This is a genomic window from Neobacillus kokaensis (assembly GCF_014656545.1).
Taxonomy (GTDB): Bacteria; Bacillota; Bacilli; order Bacillales; family Cytobacillaceae; genus Neobacillus; species Neobacillus kokaensis.
Map to the genome: position 1 here is coordinate 201,466 of NZ_BNDS01000003.1, position 16,880 is coordinate 218,345.

Consider the following 16,880-nt stretch of genomic DNA (forward strand, 5'->3'; position numbering starts at 1 on the left):
CACCGGCTCGTCTTATACTTGTCGCCCCTGACCAAGGCGCTTGCGCTTTTCTAGTTACCATTGGTATTTTGTTAGTAAACTGTTTATAATATTTATAGTATTCCATGGGGAGTAGGGGGGATTCCCCCTCTCCTTTTTTAATGTAATTTGCATGCACCAATGTAAAGCGTAAAAGCCATACATAAGGAGGTCTTTAAATGAACAAGAAATCGTTAAAAGATGTAGACGTTAAAGGGAAACGCGTTTTTTGCCGCGTAGATTTTAACGTGCCGATGGAGGATGCGAAAATTACCGACGAAACACGGATCCGTGCTGCCCTTCCAACTATTCAATATTTAGTGGAACAAGGGGCGAAAGTAATTTTAGCAAGCCACTTAGGCCGTCCAAAAGGAAAAGTAGTTGAGGAAATGCGCTTAACCCCTGTGGCAGTGAGACTCTCTGAACTTCTAGGCAAAGATGTTAAAAAAGCAGACGAAGCGCACGGTAATGCTGTCAAAGCGGTAATTGACACCATGGAGGAAGGCGACGTTCTGCTTCTTGAAAATGTTCGCTTTTACCCTGGTGAGGAAAAGAATGATTCAGAACTTGCAAAAGCCTTTGCTGAACTGGCAGATGTCTATGTAAATGATGCCTTTGGTGCTGCACACCGGGCGCATGCTTCTACTGAGGGAATTGCACACTATCTTCCTGCCGTCAGCGGCTTCTTAATGGAAAAAGAACTGGATGTACTAGGTAAGGCTCTTTCGAATCCAGAACGCCCATTCACGGCCATTATCGGCGGTGCGAAAGTGAAGGACAAGATCGGTGTCATTGAGAATCTGCTTGAATTAGTCGATAACCTTATTATTGGCGGCGGCCTTGCTTACACATTTGTTAAGGCTCAAGGTCATGAAATCGGTAAATCATTGCTAGAAGAAGACAAAATCGAACTTGCGAAATCATTTATGGAAAAAGCAAAGGCAAAAGGAGTTAACTTCTATATGCCTGTAGATGCTGTCGTTGCTGATGACTTCTCAGCAGATGCCAATACAAAGGTCGTAGCGATTGAAGAAATCCCTGCTGACTGGGAAGCACTTGATATCGGTCCAAAAACAGCGGCTATCTATCGCGACGTTATTGAAAAATCAAAGCTCGTTATTTGGAACGGACCAATGGGCGTATTTGAAATAGACAAATTCGCTGGCGGTACAAAGGCAGTTGCCGAAGCACTCGCTGGTGCAGCAGATTCGTATTCTGTCATCGGTGGCGGTGATTCCGCAGCAGCGGTTGAGAAATTCGGTTTAGCGGAAAAAATGAGCCACATCTCTACTGGCGGCGGCGCTTCACTTGAGTTTATGGAAGGTAAGGCATTGCCAGGCGTTGTTGCATTAAACGACAAGTAATAAAAACTAAAACAAAAATTTAGGTATCGAAAATTTTTAAAAAAATAAAAGGCGGTGTGAGCAAAGCAAGGCCTCAACAATTTAAAGTGATAAATATATTTATTAACTTTAAATTAGGTAGACCTTGATATTATATACGACGCTCCGCCCCTTTTCCAAAAAGAAAGGGATGTTTAGCATGCGTAAACCAATCATTGCAGGTAACTGGAAAATGCATAAGACACTTTCGGAAGCGCAAAGCTTTACTGAAGAGGTAAAAGGGCTTGTTCCTGCTTCGGAAGATATGGAATCAATCATCTGCTCCCCTGCGTTATTTTTACAAAGCCTTGTCGAAGCTTCTAAAGGAACGAATGTTAAAATTGGCGCACAAAATATGCACTTTGAAGAAAGCGGTGCTTTTACCGGAGAAATCAGCCCGAAGGCACTTGCTGACCTTGGTGTAGAGTATGTAATTATTGGACACTCTGAGCGCCGTGAAATGTTTAACGAAACGGATGAAACAGTGAACAAGAAGGCGTTAGCTGCATTCCAATACAATTTAACCCCAATTGTTTGCTGCGGTGAAACATTAGAGCAGCGTGAAAACGGTGAAACAATGGAATTTGTTGGCAATCAAATTGAAAAGGCATTAGCCGGATTAACAGCTGAGCAAGTGAAACAAACGGTTATTGCCTACGAACCTATTTGGGCGATTGGTACAGGAAAGTCATCAACTTCTAAAGATGCCAATGAAGTGTGTGCTCACATCCGCCAAACCATTGCTAAGCAATTTTCAGATGATGTGGCACAGGCCGTCCGCATTCAATACGGAGGCAGCGTGAAGCCGGCAAACATCAAGGAATATATGGCTGAACCGGATATTGACGGTGCCTTAGTTGGCGGCGCAAGCCTTGAGCCCCAATCATTCTTGCAGCTATTAGAGGGTGGAAAAAATGAGTAAAGCTCCAATAGCTCTGATCATCTTAGATGGTTTCGGCTGCCGCAGCGAAACGAAAGGAAATGCCGTTGCCCAGTCAAAGAAACCAAACTTCGACCGTTTTTGGAGCACCTATCCGCATTCCCATTTAACTGCGAGCGGAGAGGCAGTAGGTCTCCCGGAAGGCCAAATGGGTAATTCAGAAGTCGGCCACTTAAATATCGGTGCCGGGCGGATTGTCTATCAAAGCTTAACTCGGGTAAACATTTCTATTCGCGAGCATGAATTTGAAAAAAATGAAACCTTCTTAGGCGCGATGGAGCATGTGAAAAAACATGGTACAAGCCTTCATTTATTCGGCCTGCTGTCTGATGGCGGGGTGCACAGCCATATTAATCATATGTTCGCACTATTAAAGCTTGCCAAAGAAGAAGGAATTGAAAAGGTTTATATCCATGCCTTCCTTGACGGACGTGATGTTGGACCACAAACAGCCCCGACATATATTCAGGAAGCATTGGACACAATGAAGGAGTATGGTGTCGGAGAGTTCGCTACCATTTCTGGAAGATATTATTCTATGGACCGTGATAAGCGCTGGGAGCGTGTAGAGAAATCTTACCGCGCCATGGTTTATGGAGAAGGCCCAACCTATAAGGATCCATTAGAGCTTGTGGAAGATTCTTACTCACATGGAATCTTTGATGAGTTCGTGATTCCATCAGTGATGGTAAAAGAAGACGGGCAGCCTGTTGCCACCATTCAAGACAATGATGCTGTTATTTTCTATAACTTCCGTCCTGACCGGGCTATTCAAATTTCAAACACCTTTACGAACGAAGACTTCCGTTCGTTTGACAGAGGACCTAAGCATCCGAAAGATTTATACTTTGTCTGTTTAACTCACTTTAGCGAATCTGTTGACGGTTATGTTGCCTTTAAACCAACAAACCTTGACAATACTTTAGGTGAAGTGCTGTCGCAAAATAATTTGAAACAATTACGTATTGCCGAAACGGAAAAATATCCGCATGTCACATTCTTTATGAGCGGCGGACGCGAGGCAAAATTCCCTGGCGAAGAGCGGATTTTAATCAACTCGCCCAAAGTAGCAACCTACGATCTTAAGCCGGAAATGAGTGTCTATGAAGTAACTGATGCACTCTTAAATGAAATCCAAGCGGATAAATTTGATGCAATCATTTTAAACTTCGCTAATCCTGATATGGTCGGCCACTCTGGTAAGCTCGAACCAACTATTAAAGCAATTGAAGCTGTGGACGAGTGTTTAGGAAAAGTTGTCGATTTGATTCTGGAAAAAGGCGGAGCTGCGATTATTACTGCTGACCATGGGAATGCTGACGAAGTGGTAACAATGGAAGGTAATCCGATGACAGCCCACACGACCAACCCAGTACCGGTCATTGTGACAAAGCAGGACATCGAATTACGTGAGGGCGGCATTCTTGGCGATTTAGCACCAACCATGCTCGATTTGTTAAATGTTGAAAAGCCTGCAGAAATGACAGGGACGTCCATTATAAAGTAAACTCGTATTGTTGTAAAAATTAATCATATTTTTTAAGGAGAGATTTTCATGCCATTTATTTCTGAAGTATATGCTCGTGAAGTATTGGATTCCCGCGGTAATCCAACAGTTGAAGTTGAAGTTTACACTGAATCCGGCGCTTTTGGCCGTGCATTAGTTCCAAGTGGTGCCTCAACGGGGGAATATGAAGCAGTTGAGCTTCGCGATGGCGACAAGAGCCGCTACCTTGGAAAGGGAGTTCTTAAGGCTGTTGAAAACGTAAATGATATTATTGCACCAATGCTAATCAGTGAAGAGTTCAGTGTTCTTGATCAAGTTGGCGTGGACAAAGCGTTGATTGAACTTGATGGAACTGACAACAAAGGGAAATTAGGAGCAAACGCAATTCTTGGCGTTTCCATGGCTGTTGCCCGTGCTGCAGCTGACTTTTTAGGACTTCCTTTATACCAATATCTTGGCGGCTTCAATGCAAAGCAGCTTCCAGTTCCAATGATGAACATCGTTAACGGCGGTGAGCACGCTGATAACAACGTAGATATTCAAGAATTTATGATTATGCCTGTTGGTGCTCCAAGCTTTAAAGAAGCACTTCGTATGGGTGCAGAAATTTTCCATACATTAAAAACAGTTCTTAAAGGCAAAGGCCTTAACACAGCTGTTGGTGACGAAGGCGGTTTTGCACCAAACCTAGGCTCTAACGAAGAAGCCCTTCAAACGATCGTAGAAGCAATCGAAAAAGCCGGTTACAAGCCAGGCGAAGAAGTTATGCTTGCAATGGATGCTGCATCTTCTGAGTTCTACAACAAAGAAGACGGTAAATACCATCTTGCTGGTGAAGGGGTTGTCAAAACTTCTGAAGAAATGGTTGCTTGGTACGAAGAGCTTGTTTCTAAATATCCAATCATTTCAATCGAAGACGGCCTTGATGAGAACGACTGGAATGGCCACAAGCTTTTAACAGAGCGCATTGGCGGCAAAGTTCAATTAGTTGGGGATGACCTATTCGTAACAAATACGAAGAAGCTTGCTGAAGGAATCGAAAATGGCGTAGGCAACGCAATCCTAATCAAAGTAAACCAAATTGGTACACTAACTGAAACTTTTGATGCTATCGAAATGGCAAAACGCGCTGGTTACACTGCAGTAATCTCTCACCGTTCAGGTGAAACGGAGGACAGCACCATCGCTGACATCGCTGTAGCCACTAACGCCGGCCAAATCAAAACAGGTGCACCATCCCGTACAGACCGTGTGGCGAAATACAATCAATTACTTCGCATCGAAGATCTATTAGGCGAAACAGCACAGTACCATGGAATTAAATCTTTCTATAACTTGAAAAAATAATCTATCATAGCAAAAGGCATCCATTAATAAATGGGTGCCTTTTTATGCGTTTTGGGTATTAAATTCTCTCCGGTTTTTACAAAAAGTGTATTAAATTGTTGGAAAAATACGAAAAAAATTAATCTTAATATTCCTCTAAGCCTATTAAATATAATCTGTGGGTATGCTGAAAGCCCTACATACTCTTATAGGACATAACGAGGAGGAATAGGATGAAGAAAAAGAAGAGGATTGTAAGTATTATAGCAGGATTAGGTTTATTGCTGTCGATAACGACTGCTGCTGGAGCATCACCGCAGCAGCAAACAAATCAAAAAAAGGTTTCGCAAAAAGTTAATCCTATTATTCAAATTGACAAGAATCAATCGGAAAAGAAGAGGTACCAATTCTCTCTAAGTAATGTTAAAAAAAGGAGTATGTCAAAAGACGATGAAAAACGTGGATATAAAAAAGGAGAAGTGATTGTTCGATTTAAAAAGGGCCAATCCTTGGAAGCTTTAGGAACCAAAGCGAAAGACAAAGGCTTAAAGGTGGCAGAACACCTTGATAAGTCATTAGGCATACAATTAATCAAGTTTAACAAAAATTTATCGACTGAAAATGACATTATCAAATTGTTTAAAAGTTCTAGAGCTGTTGAATATGCGGAACCAAACTATATTTTAAAGCCTGCAGCTGTATCCGATCCTTATTACGGATACCTATGGGGTCTTAAAAACACTGGTCAAACGATTAATGGTGTTCAAGGTAAAGCAGGAATTGATATTAAGGCAGAGACCGCATGGGCTAAAACAAAAGGAAGTTCATCCACCGTTATTGCCGTGATTGATACGGGGGTTGATTTTAATCATCCGGATCTAAAAGATAATATTTGGAAAAACCCTGGTGAGATTGCTAATGACGGAATCGATAATGATAAAAACGGATATATAGATGATGTGATTGGATGGAACTTTTTTGATAACAATAAGACACCGTATTATAGTGCAGGAGAAGACTATCATGGTACGCATGTTGCGGGAACAATTGCTGGAAGAGCCAATACAATTGGGGTTATTGGAGTAGCACCTAATGTGAAAATCATGCCGTTAAAATTTATTGGTCCCGAAGGTGGATCTACTTCTGACGCAATTAAGGCTATTAATTATGCGAAAGCAAAGGGGGTTAAGATTTCCAATAACTCCTGGGGCGGGGGAGGATATAGTCAAGCTTTATACGATGCCATTAAGAACTCCAACTCTCTTTTCGTAGCGGCGGCCGGAAATGACGGGGAAAATATTGACACCACACCGACTTATCCAGCTTCCTTTAATCTAAATAATATTCTTTCAGTTGCGGCTATTAGTAATACTGGAAGTTTGGCATCCTTTTCAAACTATGGTGTAACTAGTGTGGATGTAGCAGCACCGGGTGTTTCCATTTTAAGTACATTTCCTGAAAGCTATGCGTATGGTTATTTGGATGGAACATCTATGGCTACCCCGCATGTCACCGGAACTGCAGCACTTGTAACCGCTGCTAATCCGGCATTAACATCATTACAAATAAAAGATATGATTATGAAATCAGTTACAAAATTATCATCCCTGACAGGAAAAACGGTCACAGGGGGTCTTATTAATGCTGGAGCCGCTGTTTCAGGAGATTTAGACGGGGATATTCCAGGTGTTCCATTTAAAGGCACCAGTGTAAGCTCCACCTTAAATTCAACTAGTGATAAGGATGATGTTTACTCTATTAATCTCCTAAAGGGCGAGAAGCTGTCTGTCACTTTAACAGGTACAACAGGAACAGATTTTGATATGTACCTTTACGATAAGACAGCTAAAACGGTCAATTCAAGTATAGGGATATTAGCCTACTCAGAAAAAACCGGAACGTCTGCTGAATCATTTAGCTTTATTGCTCCATCAGATGGAACCTATTACTTAGACATATTTGCCTATAAAGGGTCAGGCAACTACACAGCATCTGTAAAATCCGGGGTAACAGCTGGCGTTTATGAAGACACAAACTCTAATATCAATTTTTCTGGGAATTGGCTCAAGGCTTCTACTAGCAGTGCCTCAGGCGGCTCCTACAAAACCGTAAATGAACTGGGAGCAAGCGGGCAGCTGGTGTTTAATGGAACGGGTATTTCTATCACTTCGCTAAAGTCCAGTTCACAAGGGATTGCTAAAGTAACCTTGGATGGGGTGGCTTACAATATAGATTTATACTCAGCAAGTACAACCTACAAATCGAAAGTATTTAGCAAAACTGGGTTATCAGCTGGCCGGCATGTATTAAAAATTGAATGGACTGGAAAAATTCATTCCGGTGCTAAAAAATCGGCAACTACCATTAATGTGGATTCCATTACTGTAAATTAATGCTCAATAGTTATAAACCAGTCAAGGTGACCCTTGTCTGGTTTTATTTTTTAAATTTGAAATACAATTGTTCGAAAGGATATTTAGATACTACAGTATTTCCCAGAAGCTGTCGCAATATTCTATTGTTAAATGGGAAATAATATGGTAAATTTATTATACTGTGTTATGTACGTATACAGGAGGTGGCCTTCATGCATACATTTTTAGTCGTATTATTAGTAATTGTAAGTATCGCACTCATTGCAGTTGTACTACTTCAATCAGGCAAAAGCGCTGGTTTATCCGGTGCCATTTCCGGTGGTGCGGAATCTCTATTTGGTAAGCAAAAAGCACGAGGAATCGATCTGGTTTTACATCGCATTACGGTTGTATTATCAATCCTATTCATATTGCTTGCGCTTGCTGTTACTTACTTCAAAATCTAATATGAAACTATCAAAACCCGGCCTGAGTGCCGGGTTTTTGTATGCCTAAAAATGCTTCGCGGGATTCTGATTATTATCGGCGGTTTTCTATAGGGAATCAGCGGAATGAATTCCAAAATTGGTGGAATTAATTTTAACGCTAGGTGGTATCTATGTTTAGGAAAGGGCATTGGCGGAATCTTTGTAAAAACCCGCGAAATTATTTCAAAAATCGGCGAAATTAATTGAAAAGATGGCGAAATTAATTTGAAAACCCGCGGAATTAAACCAAAAGTACGCGGAATTCTATTTTAACTCAGGCGGTCCCCCATACAGCCTCTAGAAAAAACTCAAAAACCCAATCATCAAGCCTTTTTTCTGGAATGTTAACGACACCTTTGCTTAAACTAAAGAATAGCAATATTTACTGCATCAAAGGAGTTTTTTACATGAAAATAACATTACCAAAACCATTTTTCTTCAAAGGTGGTAAAAGAGCAGTTCTCCTGCTGCATGGCTTTACCGGTAATTCATCTGATGTTCGCATGTTGGGAAGATTCCTTGAAAAAAAAGGCTACACCTGCCATGCGCCGCATTACAAAGGTCATGGGGTGCCGCCGGAAGAATTGGTCCACACCGGTCCGGAAGATTGGTGGCAGGATGTCATGAACGGGTACAATTTTTTAAAAAATAACGGCTACGAGGAAATTGCGGTGGCAGGTCTTTCCTTAGGCGGCGTATTTTCTTTAAAATTAGGTTACACTGTACCTATAAAAGGAATTGTGCCGATGTGTGCGCCGATGTATATAAAAAGTGAAGAGGTCATGTATGAAGGGGTTCTCGAATATGCCCGCGAATTTAAGAAGCGAGAAGGAAAATCGGACGAGCAAATCGAATTGGAAATGAACGAGTTTAAAAAGACACCGATGAACACGTTAAAAGCGCTTCAAGGATTAATTGCAGATGTTCGGGAAAATATTGATATGATTTATGCACCAACCTTTGTTGTTCAGGCACGCCATGATCACATGATCAATCCCAAAAGCGCCAATATCATTTACAGTGAAATCGAATCGACAACAAAGGAAATCAAATGGTATGAAGAATCAGGCCATGTGATTACGCTAGATAAGGAAAAAGATATGCTGCATGAGGATGTATACGCCTTTTTAGAAAAACTCGACTGGCACAATTAGAAAATCCTATAGAGGAGGGATTGCCAATGGAAAACATTCAAAAGCACATCGATAGGCTTTTGCAATATATGAAAGAGGAGACCTATAAGCCATTAACAGTTCAGGAACTGGAAGAAGCTTTCGGGATTCAAGACTCGAGTGACTTTAAAGAATTTGTTAAAGCACTCGTCAAAATGGAGGAAAAAGGGTTAGTAGTCCGCACCCGTGCTAATCGTTACGGCCTGCCGGAAAAAATGAACCTTGTCCGTGGTAAGCTGACAGGACATGCGAAAGGATTTGCCTTTGTCGTTCCAGACGAACCGGGGATGGATGATATTTTTATCCCGCCAACAGAAACGAAAAACGCGATGCATGGAGATATAGTGTTAGTCCGTGTTTCAACGGAAAGCTCAGGTCAGCGACGAGAAGGAAGCATTATACGAATTATTGAACGGGGCGTCCAGCAAATCGTCGGCACCTATGTGGAAAGCAAGAGCTTCGGTTTTGTCATTCCTGATGATAAAAAATTCTCCAGTGATATTTTTATCCCGAAGGAGGCTTCCAAAGGAGCGGTCGAAGGGCATAAGGTGGTTGTCAAGCTAACCACGTATCCAGAAGGAAGAAAGAGTGCTGAAGGGGAAGTTGTCACGATCCTCGGCCACAAAAACGACCCTGGTGTCGATATACTTTCTATCATACATAAGCATGGCCTGCCAATGGCCTTCCCTGATGAGGTTTTACAGCAGGCGAATGCAGTGCCTGACACCATTGATGAAAGTGAATTAGAGAATCGCCGTGACCTTCGCGGTGAAACGATTGTCACGATTGATGGGGCAGATGCCAAAGACCTTGATGATGCCGTGACGGTAACTCGCTTAGAGAACGGCAATTATAAGCTTGGTGTTCATATTGCTGATGTCAGCTACTATGTAAAAGAGGGATCACCAATTGACCGCGAAGCATCCGACAGGGCAACGAGTGTTTACTTAGTTGATCGTGTGATACCGATGATTCCACATCGCTTGTCGAATGGGATTTGTTCCTTGAATCCTCGGGTTGACCGGCTCGTTTTATCGTGCGAAATGGAAATCGACTCAGAGGGCCATGTTGTTTCCCATGAAATTTTTCAAAGTGTTATCAAAACAACCGAGCGGATGACCTATCATGATGTGAACAGAATCCTTGTGGATAAGGATGAGGAAACGAGAGGCCGCTACGAGCCGCTGGTGCCGATGTTTGAATTAATGGAGGAACTCGCAGCTATCCTTCGAAATAAGCGTATGACGCGCGGTGCGATTGATTTTGATTTTAAAGAATCAAAAGTACTTGTCGATGAAGAAGGCAAGCCGACTGATGTTATTTTACGGGAACGTTCAGTGGCCGAGCGGCTGATTGAAGAATTTATGCTCGCAGCGAATGAAACCGTTGCTGAACATTTTCACTGGATGGATGTTCCGGCTATTTACCGGATTCACGAGGATCCGAAGGAAGATAAGCTCCGTAAGTTTTTCGAGTTTATTACGAACTTCGGCTACCTTGTGAGAGGCACGGCTAACAATGTTCATCCAAGGGCACTCCAACAAATTATCGAAGAGGTTCAGGGCAAGCCGGAAGAAATGGTCGTTTCCACGGTGATGCTCCGCTCAATGCAGCAGGCGAAGTACTACCCTGAAAGCCTTGGTCACTTCGGATTATCGACACAGTTCTATACACATTTCACGTCGCCAATCCGCCGTTATCCGGATACCATTGTCCACCGTTTAATTCGTACTTATATAATTGAAGGTAAACTTGATGAAGCCACACGCGAAAAATGGAATGCCGAACTGCCTGACATTGCCGAGCATTCTTCAAAAATGGAACGCCGTGCAGTCGATGCCGAGCGGGATACGGATGAATTGAAGAAAGCGGAATACATGGAGGATAAGATTGGTGAAGAATACGATGGTATTATTAGTTCGGTTACAAACTTCGGGATGTTTGTCGAGCTGCCGAATACGATTGAAGGACTTGTCCACGTCAGCTATATGACCGATGATTATTACCGTTTTGACGAACGTCATTACGCGATGATCGGTGAGCGAACAGGGAATGTCTACCGTATTGGCGATGAAATCACCGTCCGCGTGGTAAAAGTAAATAAGGATGAACATTCGATTGATTTTGAAATCGTCGGCATGAAAGGCACTCGCCGTCGGGAACGTCCTGATACTCCAAAGGTTTTCAAAACCGGCAGTGATACTCATAAGCCGCGCCGAAATAAACAAGACGGGAAAAATCAAAAGCCCGATGCTTCCGGTGAAGGCAAAAAGCCGAAAAAGAAACGCAAATTTTATGAGAATGTACCTGTATCGAAGAGTACGAAACGGAAAAAGAAAAGGTAGAATTAGTTTATAGTGTGGACGTGACCGATTAGGTGTGATAAAGCAGCGAAAGGTCACGTAGAAGAGATCTACGTGACCAAACGACAGAGAAATTCTTGAAACACACGTTGCACCAATTAGAGGGCTCCAAAAGAGCTCTCTTTTCGTTGTACTGTCCTATTTATTTCTGATACAATAAAATCCAGAGATGAGGTGAAAATTATGCCAAGAGGAGTAGGAAAGGTAGTTGCCCAAAATAAAAAGGCTACTCATGATTATTTTGTCGAGGAAACATACGAGGCCGGAATTGTACTACAAGGAACTGAAATCAAGTCAATTCGCGCCGGGCGGGTGAACCTCAAGGATTCGTATGTTAGGATTCAAAATGGCGAAGCTGTTTTGTTTGGAATGCACGTCAGTCCATATGAACAAGGGAACCGATACAATCACGATCCGCTACGGACACGTAAACTGCTGCTTCACAAACGTGAAATCAACAAGCTTTTTGGAGATTCAAAAGAATCGGGTTACGCGCTTATTCCATTGAAGCTGTATTTAAAAAATGGCTTCTGCAAGGTTTTAATCGGGCTTGCAAGGGGTAAGAAAAACTATGACAAGCGTGAGGATCTGAAGAAAAAGGAAGCGAAGCGTGAAATTGAACGTGCCTTCAGGGAGCGTCAGAAAATGTAATTCGGTGCGTTTTACAAATACTTACAATTGCAAAATTCACTGAGTATGTTATAATAAGTTTGTCGCTGATAAAGCGATGAGAAACTTTTGCTCAAACAACTTGCCAGTTTCCTAACGTTCTTGCTGATTATCAGCACTTTTATAATGGGGACGCTACGGATTCGACAGGGGTAGTTCGAGCTTGGGTTGCGAGTCGAGGGGATCGGCCTCGTTAAAACGTCAAAGCCAATAACTGGCAAAACTAACAACAACTTCGCTTTAGCTGCCTAATTAAGCACTAAGCGGTTCGCCCCTCCATTGCCCATGTGGTAGGGTAGCGGACTCACTCTCAGTGGGCTACGCCGGATTCCACCGCCTGAGGATGAAGGAAGAGAACAACCAGGCTAGCTGACCGGACGCCCGTCGATAGGCATATGGCTTCAGCGAAACACGAATATATCGACTACACTCGTAGAAGCTTAAGTGCCGATATCTTTGGACGTGGGTTCGATTCCCACCGTCTCCACCATACATAAGGTGGATAACAAGACTAGCATTCATAATGCTGGTCTTTTTTATATTGTAAAAAGTATTTTCAATACTGCACTGCAGCTTAATAGGGGATTATTGTGCAATCCCCATCTATCTTATTACTATTCCTTACGAATAAATTGAATAAAATCATTTACAATGGATTTTTTAAAGCGATGAGGTTTTTGGACCATCCAATAATCCCTTGTTAATGTGAAGTTTTCTATCTTTACCTCAATTAGTGTCCCGAAGTTCAATTCTTTTTCCACCGTCAGTTTAGGAAGTATGCTTACACCAAGTTCTGCTTCTACTGCACTCTTAATAGACTGCAAACTACCAAGTTCAATTGCATTTCCAATTCTGTCAAGGATCCCATATTCTCTAAAGGCATGTTCTACTATTAGGCGGGTACCGGAATTTGATTCTCTCCAAATCATTTTTTCGTTGGATAATTCACTAATTTCTATCTGGGAACGATTCCTCCATCGATGATTGGACGAGGCTACCAAGATTAACTCATCTTTAGAGAAATTTTCAACAAGGAACTCATTTTTTTCTACTTGACTTTCGACGAGGGCGATATCAATCTCATTGCTTTCTAATTTAGTTAATATATTTGGAGTATTTCCAATCAATAAACTAAATTTGATATCAGGAAAGCTCTTTTTAAAACAACCCAATAAGCTAGGAAGCAGGTATTCGCCAATTGTTAAGCTGGCACCTAAACGTAAAACAGCTTCCTTCTTTCCCGAGATTTCTTGAACGGCGTCGAAAGAATTTTCAAAGCGATCAATGATTTCTTTGGCGAATGGGTAGAGTACTTCACCAGCTTCAGTCAGGGATAACCTTCCGTCAACTCTTTCAAATAATAATGTACCGTAATGATTTTCCAACTGATGAATTTGTTTTGATACAGCTGGTTGCGATACATACCCTAAGCGCGCGGCTTTACTTATACTCCCCTCCTCAACCACTAGGCAAAACATTCTTAAGTTTTCCACGTTCATTTTAGTTTGTCACCAACTTTCTATAAAGAAATTTTTAAATTATATCATTAATATTATCAGAAAATTCTCATCCATATATATTAGGTTATAATTTTATACCGAAATTTATGAACCAATCTCCATAACTTTTCCTTATATCCTATAAAATATTGATAATTTAATGTTCCTATTATCCTTGATATATTTAAAGTATATAGTTTGTTAAGGAGGAACTGAATGGACATCACTACAGGGATGCTACTTTCGTTGATTGGGATTCTATCAGGTGCTTATGGTTCGATAGTGGGGGCTGGAGGGGGATTTATTTTTGTTCCGGCATTGTTGTTGATTTATAATTTGGATCCAGTAGTAGCATCTGGGACTGGATTAATCATTGTATTAGTAAACTCTTTATCAGGAGTAATTGGGTACGGAAAACAGAAGAGGATTCAATATAGAACAGGACTAATGTTAGCAATAGGTGCTATTCCAGGTTCATTAATAGGAGTGTGGCTGCTACAGATCTATTCTTCAAGATTATTTTATATTGTTTTTGCTAGTTTATTGGTGTTACTCGGCTTTTTCTTATTTGCTAAAAACTCTCCTTTTGCAAAAGAAAAAAAGGGTAGGATGCCTGTTATGGCTAGAGAGGGAGAATTGAATACCGTAAAATTAGATGGAAACCCTTCTATTACCGATGGATCCGGTGGAGAAAATACCAAGCTGGAGCCAAAATGGATAATACCCCTTGGATTACTAATGGGCGTATTATCCAGCTATCTGGGCATCGGCGGCGGATGGCTGCTTGTTCCTATTCTAATTTATTTTTTTAAAGTATCTACCCATTTTGCTACCGCTACATCTATTTTTTCCTTATGCCTATACACTTCAGTAGGGGTTATATCACAAATCATTTATGGAAATATTGATTGGGAAATTGTATTATGGGGAGGATTCGGTGTTATTATAGGGGCACAGTTAGGAGTATTCCTTTCCCAGAAAATACCCGGAAGAGTTATCGTACAAATGCTGTCAGTATTATTAGTTGCTATTGGTTTTCGAATGTTTTTTAATTAAGCTGTTGTTAAGAAGCATAGTTTTATTATGATGCCAAATTATGCTTCTTTATTTTATCAGGTCCCATTATATTTGATTCCCTCACCATTCTCTCACCAATTTCTAATCTTTTTATACGGATGTTCTCATTTTTGCTGATTATGATATAGGTATCAGCAAAAGGAGGATATTAAAATGAAATTACTAACCCAATTTTTAATAGCAGTTACTTTTATTGGAGGTCTTTGCGCCGCTGCTTACGCAATGACAAATAACCATACAGCAACTGAACAAACAAATCCAACTTCATATCCAATTCGCCACATAGAAGCAATTGAAGCTGCTATAAAGGTATCAAAAGGTGGGTTTGTAAAAAACATTCAAGCAAAGGAAGAAGAGGGAATTAAAAAATACGAAGTTAATATTGTAAATCAAGGTAAAGAAATTGAAGTTGATATTAATGGATTAACTGGTAAGGTTTTAGAAGTTTCTAAAGATATTCAAACTACAACAATGACTAAAAGACCTATTCAATCATTGGAATAGGTTATTTTTATTTTCACTCCCTTATAAGTTTAGAGATAGGGAAAACTTCTCATACTATCGATAGCAATAGTAGCCGATTCCCGGGGGTGAACCACATTGGAACTAATTTACCGCGCAGTGATCGTCTTTTTGGTCGGATTTGTATTTTTAAGATTGACGGGAAAAAAGGCAGTCGCCGAAATGCACTCGTTTGATTTATTATACATTTTTGTTCTTACAAATATTATTAGTACGCCAGTTGAGGTTGAAAGTCTAGGGAAAGCCATCATCTATGGTGTAATCATAGTCATTATTTATAAAATCATCGTTCGTCTATCCTTACATAATAAATTAAGATGGCTCTTATATGACAGTCCTACCGTCTTAATTCGGAACGGTGATATTGACCGTAAAGGGTTGAAAAAGGCCAGAATGCCCGTGAATGAATTATTGTCACACTTACGTGTAAAAGGGTATACAGAAACGCTAAATATTGCCATTGCCGTGATGGAAGAAACCGGCGAAATAAGTGTGATTCCAAAAGCGGACTACCGCCCGGTTCAGCCGAAGGATTTAAAGTTAAAAGTTAAAAAGGAATATCTGCCGATTCCGCTGATTATGGACGGTCAAATCATTTCTCATAACTTAAAATACCTAAAGCTGGACATTGATTGGCTAATGAAAGAGGTGAAGAACAAGGGAGAAAAAGTTGAGGACATTATGCTGGCCGTCTTTTTAGAAAACAGAAAGTTGTTTATTGATAATAACCAGATCAAACATGCAAATAATAATGACCCTAATTACTACAAGCCTGGGAAGGATCATTGATTAATTTCCAGCCAACTGAGCATATTCCCGTTTTTTTGAAAATATCATGGGTAATAAAGCTGCATAAGGGGTGGGGGAATATGGCTAAGATAGGAAAAGATGATTTTGTTAACGGGTTTGTGCCGCATCATAATCATGGCTCAGTTGATTATACATCGATGAGTTCAGAGCATGTTCATCAATGTTTAGATGTTACATCACCACCAATCCAAACACAGGACGGAAGCCACATTCATTATACGGAAGGGTACGTGATGTTTGAAAACGGTCATACGCATCACTATAAGGCCTATTCCGGACCTGCAATTCCAGTAGGAAACGGGATGCATGTCCATTACTATGATTTTTATACAAGTGAGGACGATGGCCATCGCCACCGTGTTACCGGTGTTGATAAAGCGGCACCTGGGAATAGATAAAGCAAAGTGATTTTTTATTTTTGAAGAATTACAATTGAAATAAAATTGGAACTTTTTATTATTTTGCAGTATGATAGCATTATACTATCCAAAAGAGATGGTATATCTTTAATAGAATAAGTGGAAACAGGTTCCTTGAAAGCTGATGTTCAAGGATGAAAAGGGAAGCTCGGTGTAAATCCGACACGGTCCCGCCACTGTAAAAGGGAAATCAACGCATGGATAAACCACTAATCGGTATGATTGGGAAGGTATGCGGCTGGTGATGATCCTTAAGTCAGGAGACCTGCCTGTTTCGACAACGCTGTAAACCTACGGGAGATAGGGAGGTGTTAGATTGACTGCTAATGATACA

At 41.0% G+C, this 16,880-nt stretch carries 14 protein-coding genes, 1 other RNA gene and 1 riboswitch; of the genes, 14 read left to right on the top strand and 1 reads right to left on the bottom strand.

Annotation, left to right across the window (positions count from 1 at the left end; translation table 11 throughout):
- Positions 1-197 precede the first annotated feature (197 nt).
- The 10 genes from IE222_RS05460 to ssrA all read left to right on the top strand — a co-directional run bounded on the left by IE222_RS05460 (position 198) and on the right by ssrA (position 12,709).
- On the top strand, positions 198-1,382 hold the full coding sequence (locus IE222_RS05460) for a phosphoglycerate kinase (RefSeq protein WP_191270503.1): 1,185 nt from the start codon (positions 198-200) through the stop codon (positions 1,380-1,382).
- Between the two features lie 178 nt (positions 1,383-1,560).
- Complete coding sequence (gene tpiA / locus IE222_RS05465) at positions 1,561-2,322, top strand: triose-phosphate isomerase (protein WP_191270505.1); 762 nt, start codon at positions 1,561-1,563, stop codon at positions 2,320-2,322.
- Positions 2,315-3,847: a 2,3-bisphosphoglycerate-independent phosphoglycerate mutase gene (gene gpmI, locus IE222_RS05470; protein WP_191270507.1), complete on the top strand. Its 1,533-nt coding sequence runs from the start codon at positions 2,315-2,317 to the stop codon at positions 3,845-3,847. The genes tpiA and gpmI overlap by 8 nt, the downstream gene beginning before the upstream one ends.
- A gap of 48 nt (positions 3,848-3,895) precedes the next feature.
- Positions 3,896-5,194, top strand: coding sequence for a phosphopyruvate hydratase (gene eno, locus IE222_RS05475; protein WP_191270509.1), 1,299 nt, complete (start codon positions 3,896-3,898; stop codon positions 5,192-5,194).
- A gap of 212 nt (positions 5,195-5,406) precedes the next feature.
- Positions 5,407-7,566, top strand: a complete 2,160-nt coding sequence (locus IE222_RS05480) for a S8 family serine peptidase (RefSeq protein WP_191270511.1) — start codon at positions 5,407-5,409, stop codon at positions 7,564-7,566.
- Positions 7,567-7,760: 194 nt separating this feature from the next.
- On the top strand, positions 7,761-7,994 hold the full coding sequence (gene secG, locus IE222_RS05485; RefSeq protein ID WP_191270513.1) for a preprotein translocase subunit SecG: 234 nt from the start codon (positions 7,761-7,763) through the stop codon (positions 7,992-7,994).
- A 428-nt stretch (positions 7,995-8,422) separates the two neighbouring features.
- A complete protein-coding gene (locus IE222_RS05490) occupies positions 8,423-9,169 on the top strand; it encodes an alpha/beta hydrolase (RefSeq protein ID WP_191270514.1) in 747 nt (248 codons plus the stop codon).
- Positions 9,170-9,195: 26 nt separating this feature from the next.
- Entirely contained in the window at positions 9,196-11,532 is a 2,337-nt protein-coding gene (gene rnr, locus IE222_RS05495) for a ribonuclease R (protein ID WP_191270516.1), read from the top strand.
- Positions 11,533-11,733: 201 nt separating this feature from the next.
- Entirely contained in the window at positions 11,734-12,201 is a 468-nt protein-coding gene (gene smpB / locus IE222_RS05500; RefSeq protein WP_191270524.1) for an SsrA-binding protein SmpB, read from the top strand.
- 146 nt (positions 12,202-12,347) lie between these two features.
- Positions 12,348-12,709: a transfer-messenger RNA gene (ssrA, locus tag IE222_RS05505) on the top strand.
- Between the two features lie 124 nt (positions 12,710-12,833).
- Here ssrA and IE222_RS05510 read toward each other — a convergent pair.
- Positions 12,834-13,718 carry a LysR family transcriptional regulator gene (locus tag IE222_RS05510; RefSeq protein ID WP_191270526.1) on the bottom strand — a complete coding sequence of 295 codons (885 nt, stop codon included), beginning with the start codon at positions 13,716-13,718 and terminating at the stop codon, positions 12,834-12,836.
- Between the two features lie 216 nt (positions 13,719-13,934).
- On the opposite strand from IE222_RS05510, the gene IE222_RS05515 reads away from it, so the two are divergent.
- The 4 genes from IE222_RS05515 to IE222_RS05530 all read left to right on the top strand — a co-directional run bounded on the left by IE222_RS05515 (position 13,935) and on the right by IE222_RS05530 (position 16,525).
- A complete protein-coding gene (locus IE222_RS05515; RefSeq protein ID WP_191270528.1) occupies positions 13,935-14,774 on the top strand; it encodes a sulfite exporter TauE/SafE family protein in 840 nt (279 codons plus the stop codon).
- Positions 14,775-14,948: 174 nt separating this feature from the next.
- Positions 14,949-15,299: a PepSY domain-containing protein gene (locus IE222_RS05520; protein WP_191270530.1), complete on the top strand. Its 351-nt coding sequence runs from the start codon at positions 14,949-14,951 to the stop codon at positions 15,297-15,299.
- Between the two features lie 96 nt (positions 15,300-15,395).
- Complete coding sequence (locus tag IE222_RS05525; protein ID WP_191270532.1) at positions 15,396-16,106, top strand: DUF421 domain-containing protein; 711 nt, start codon at positions 15,396-15,398, stop codon at positions 16,104-16,106.
- Between the two features lie 80 nt (positions 16,107-16,186).
- Positions 16,187-16,525: a YmaF family protein gene (locus IE222_RS05530; RefSeq protein ID WP_191270533.1), complete on the top strand. Its 339-nt coding sequence runs from the start codon at positions 16,187-16,189 to the stop codon at positions 16,523-16,525.
- 111 nt (positions 16,526-16,636) lie between these two features.
- Positions 16,637-16,833, top strand: a riboswitch (cobalamin riboswitch).
- The last annotated feature ends 47 nt before the right edge of the window (positions 16,834-16,880 follow it).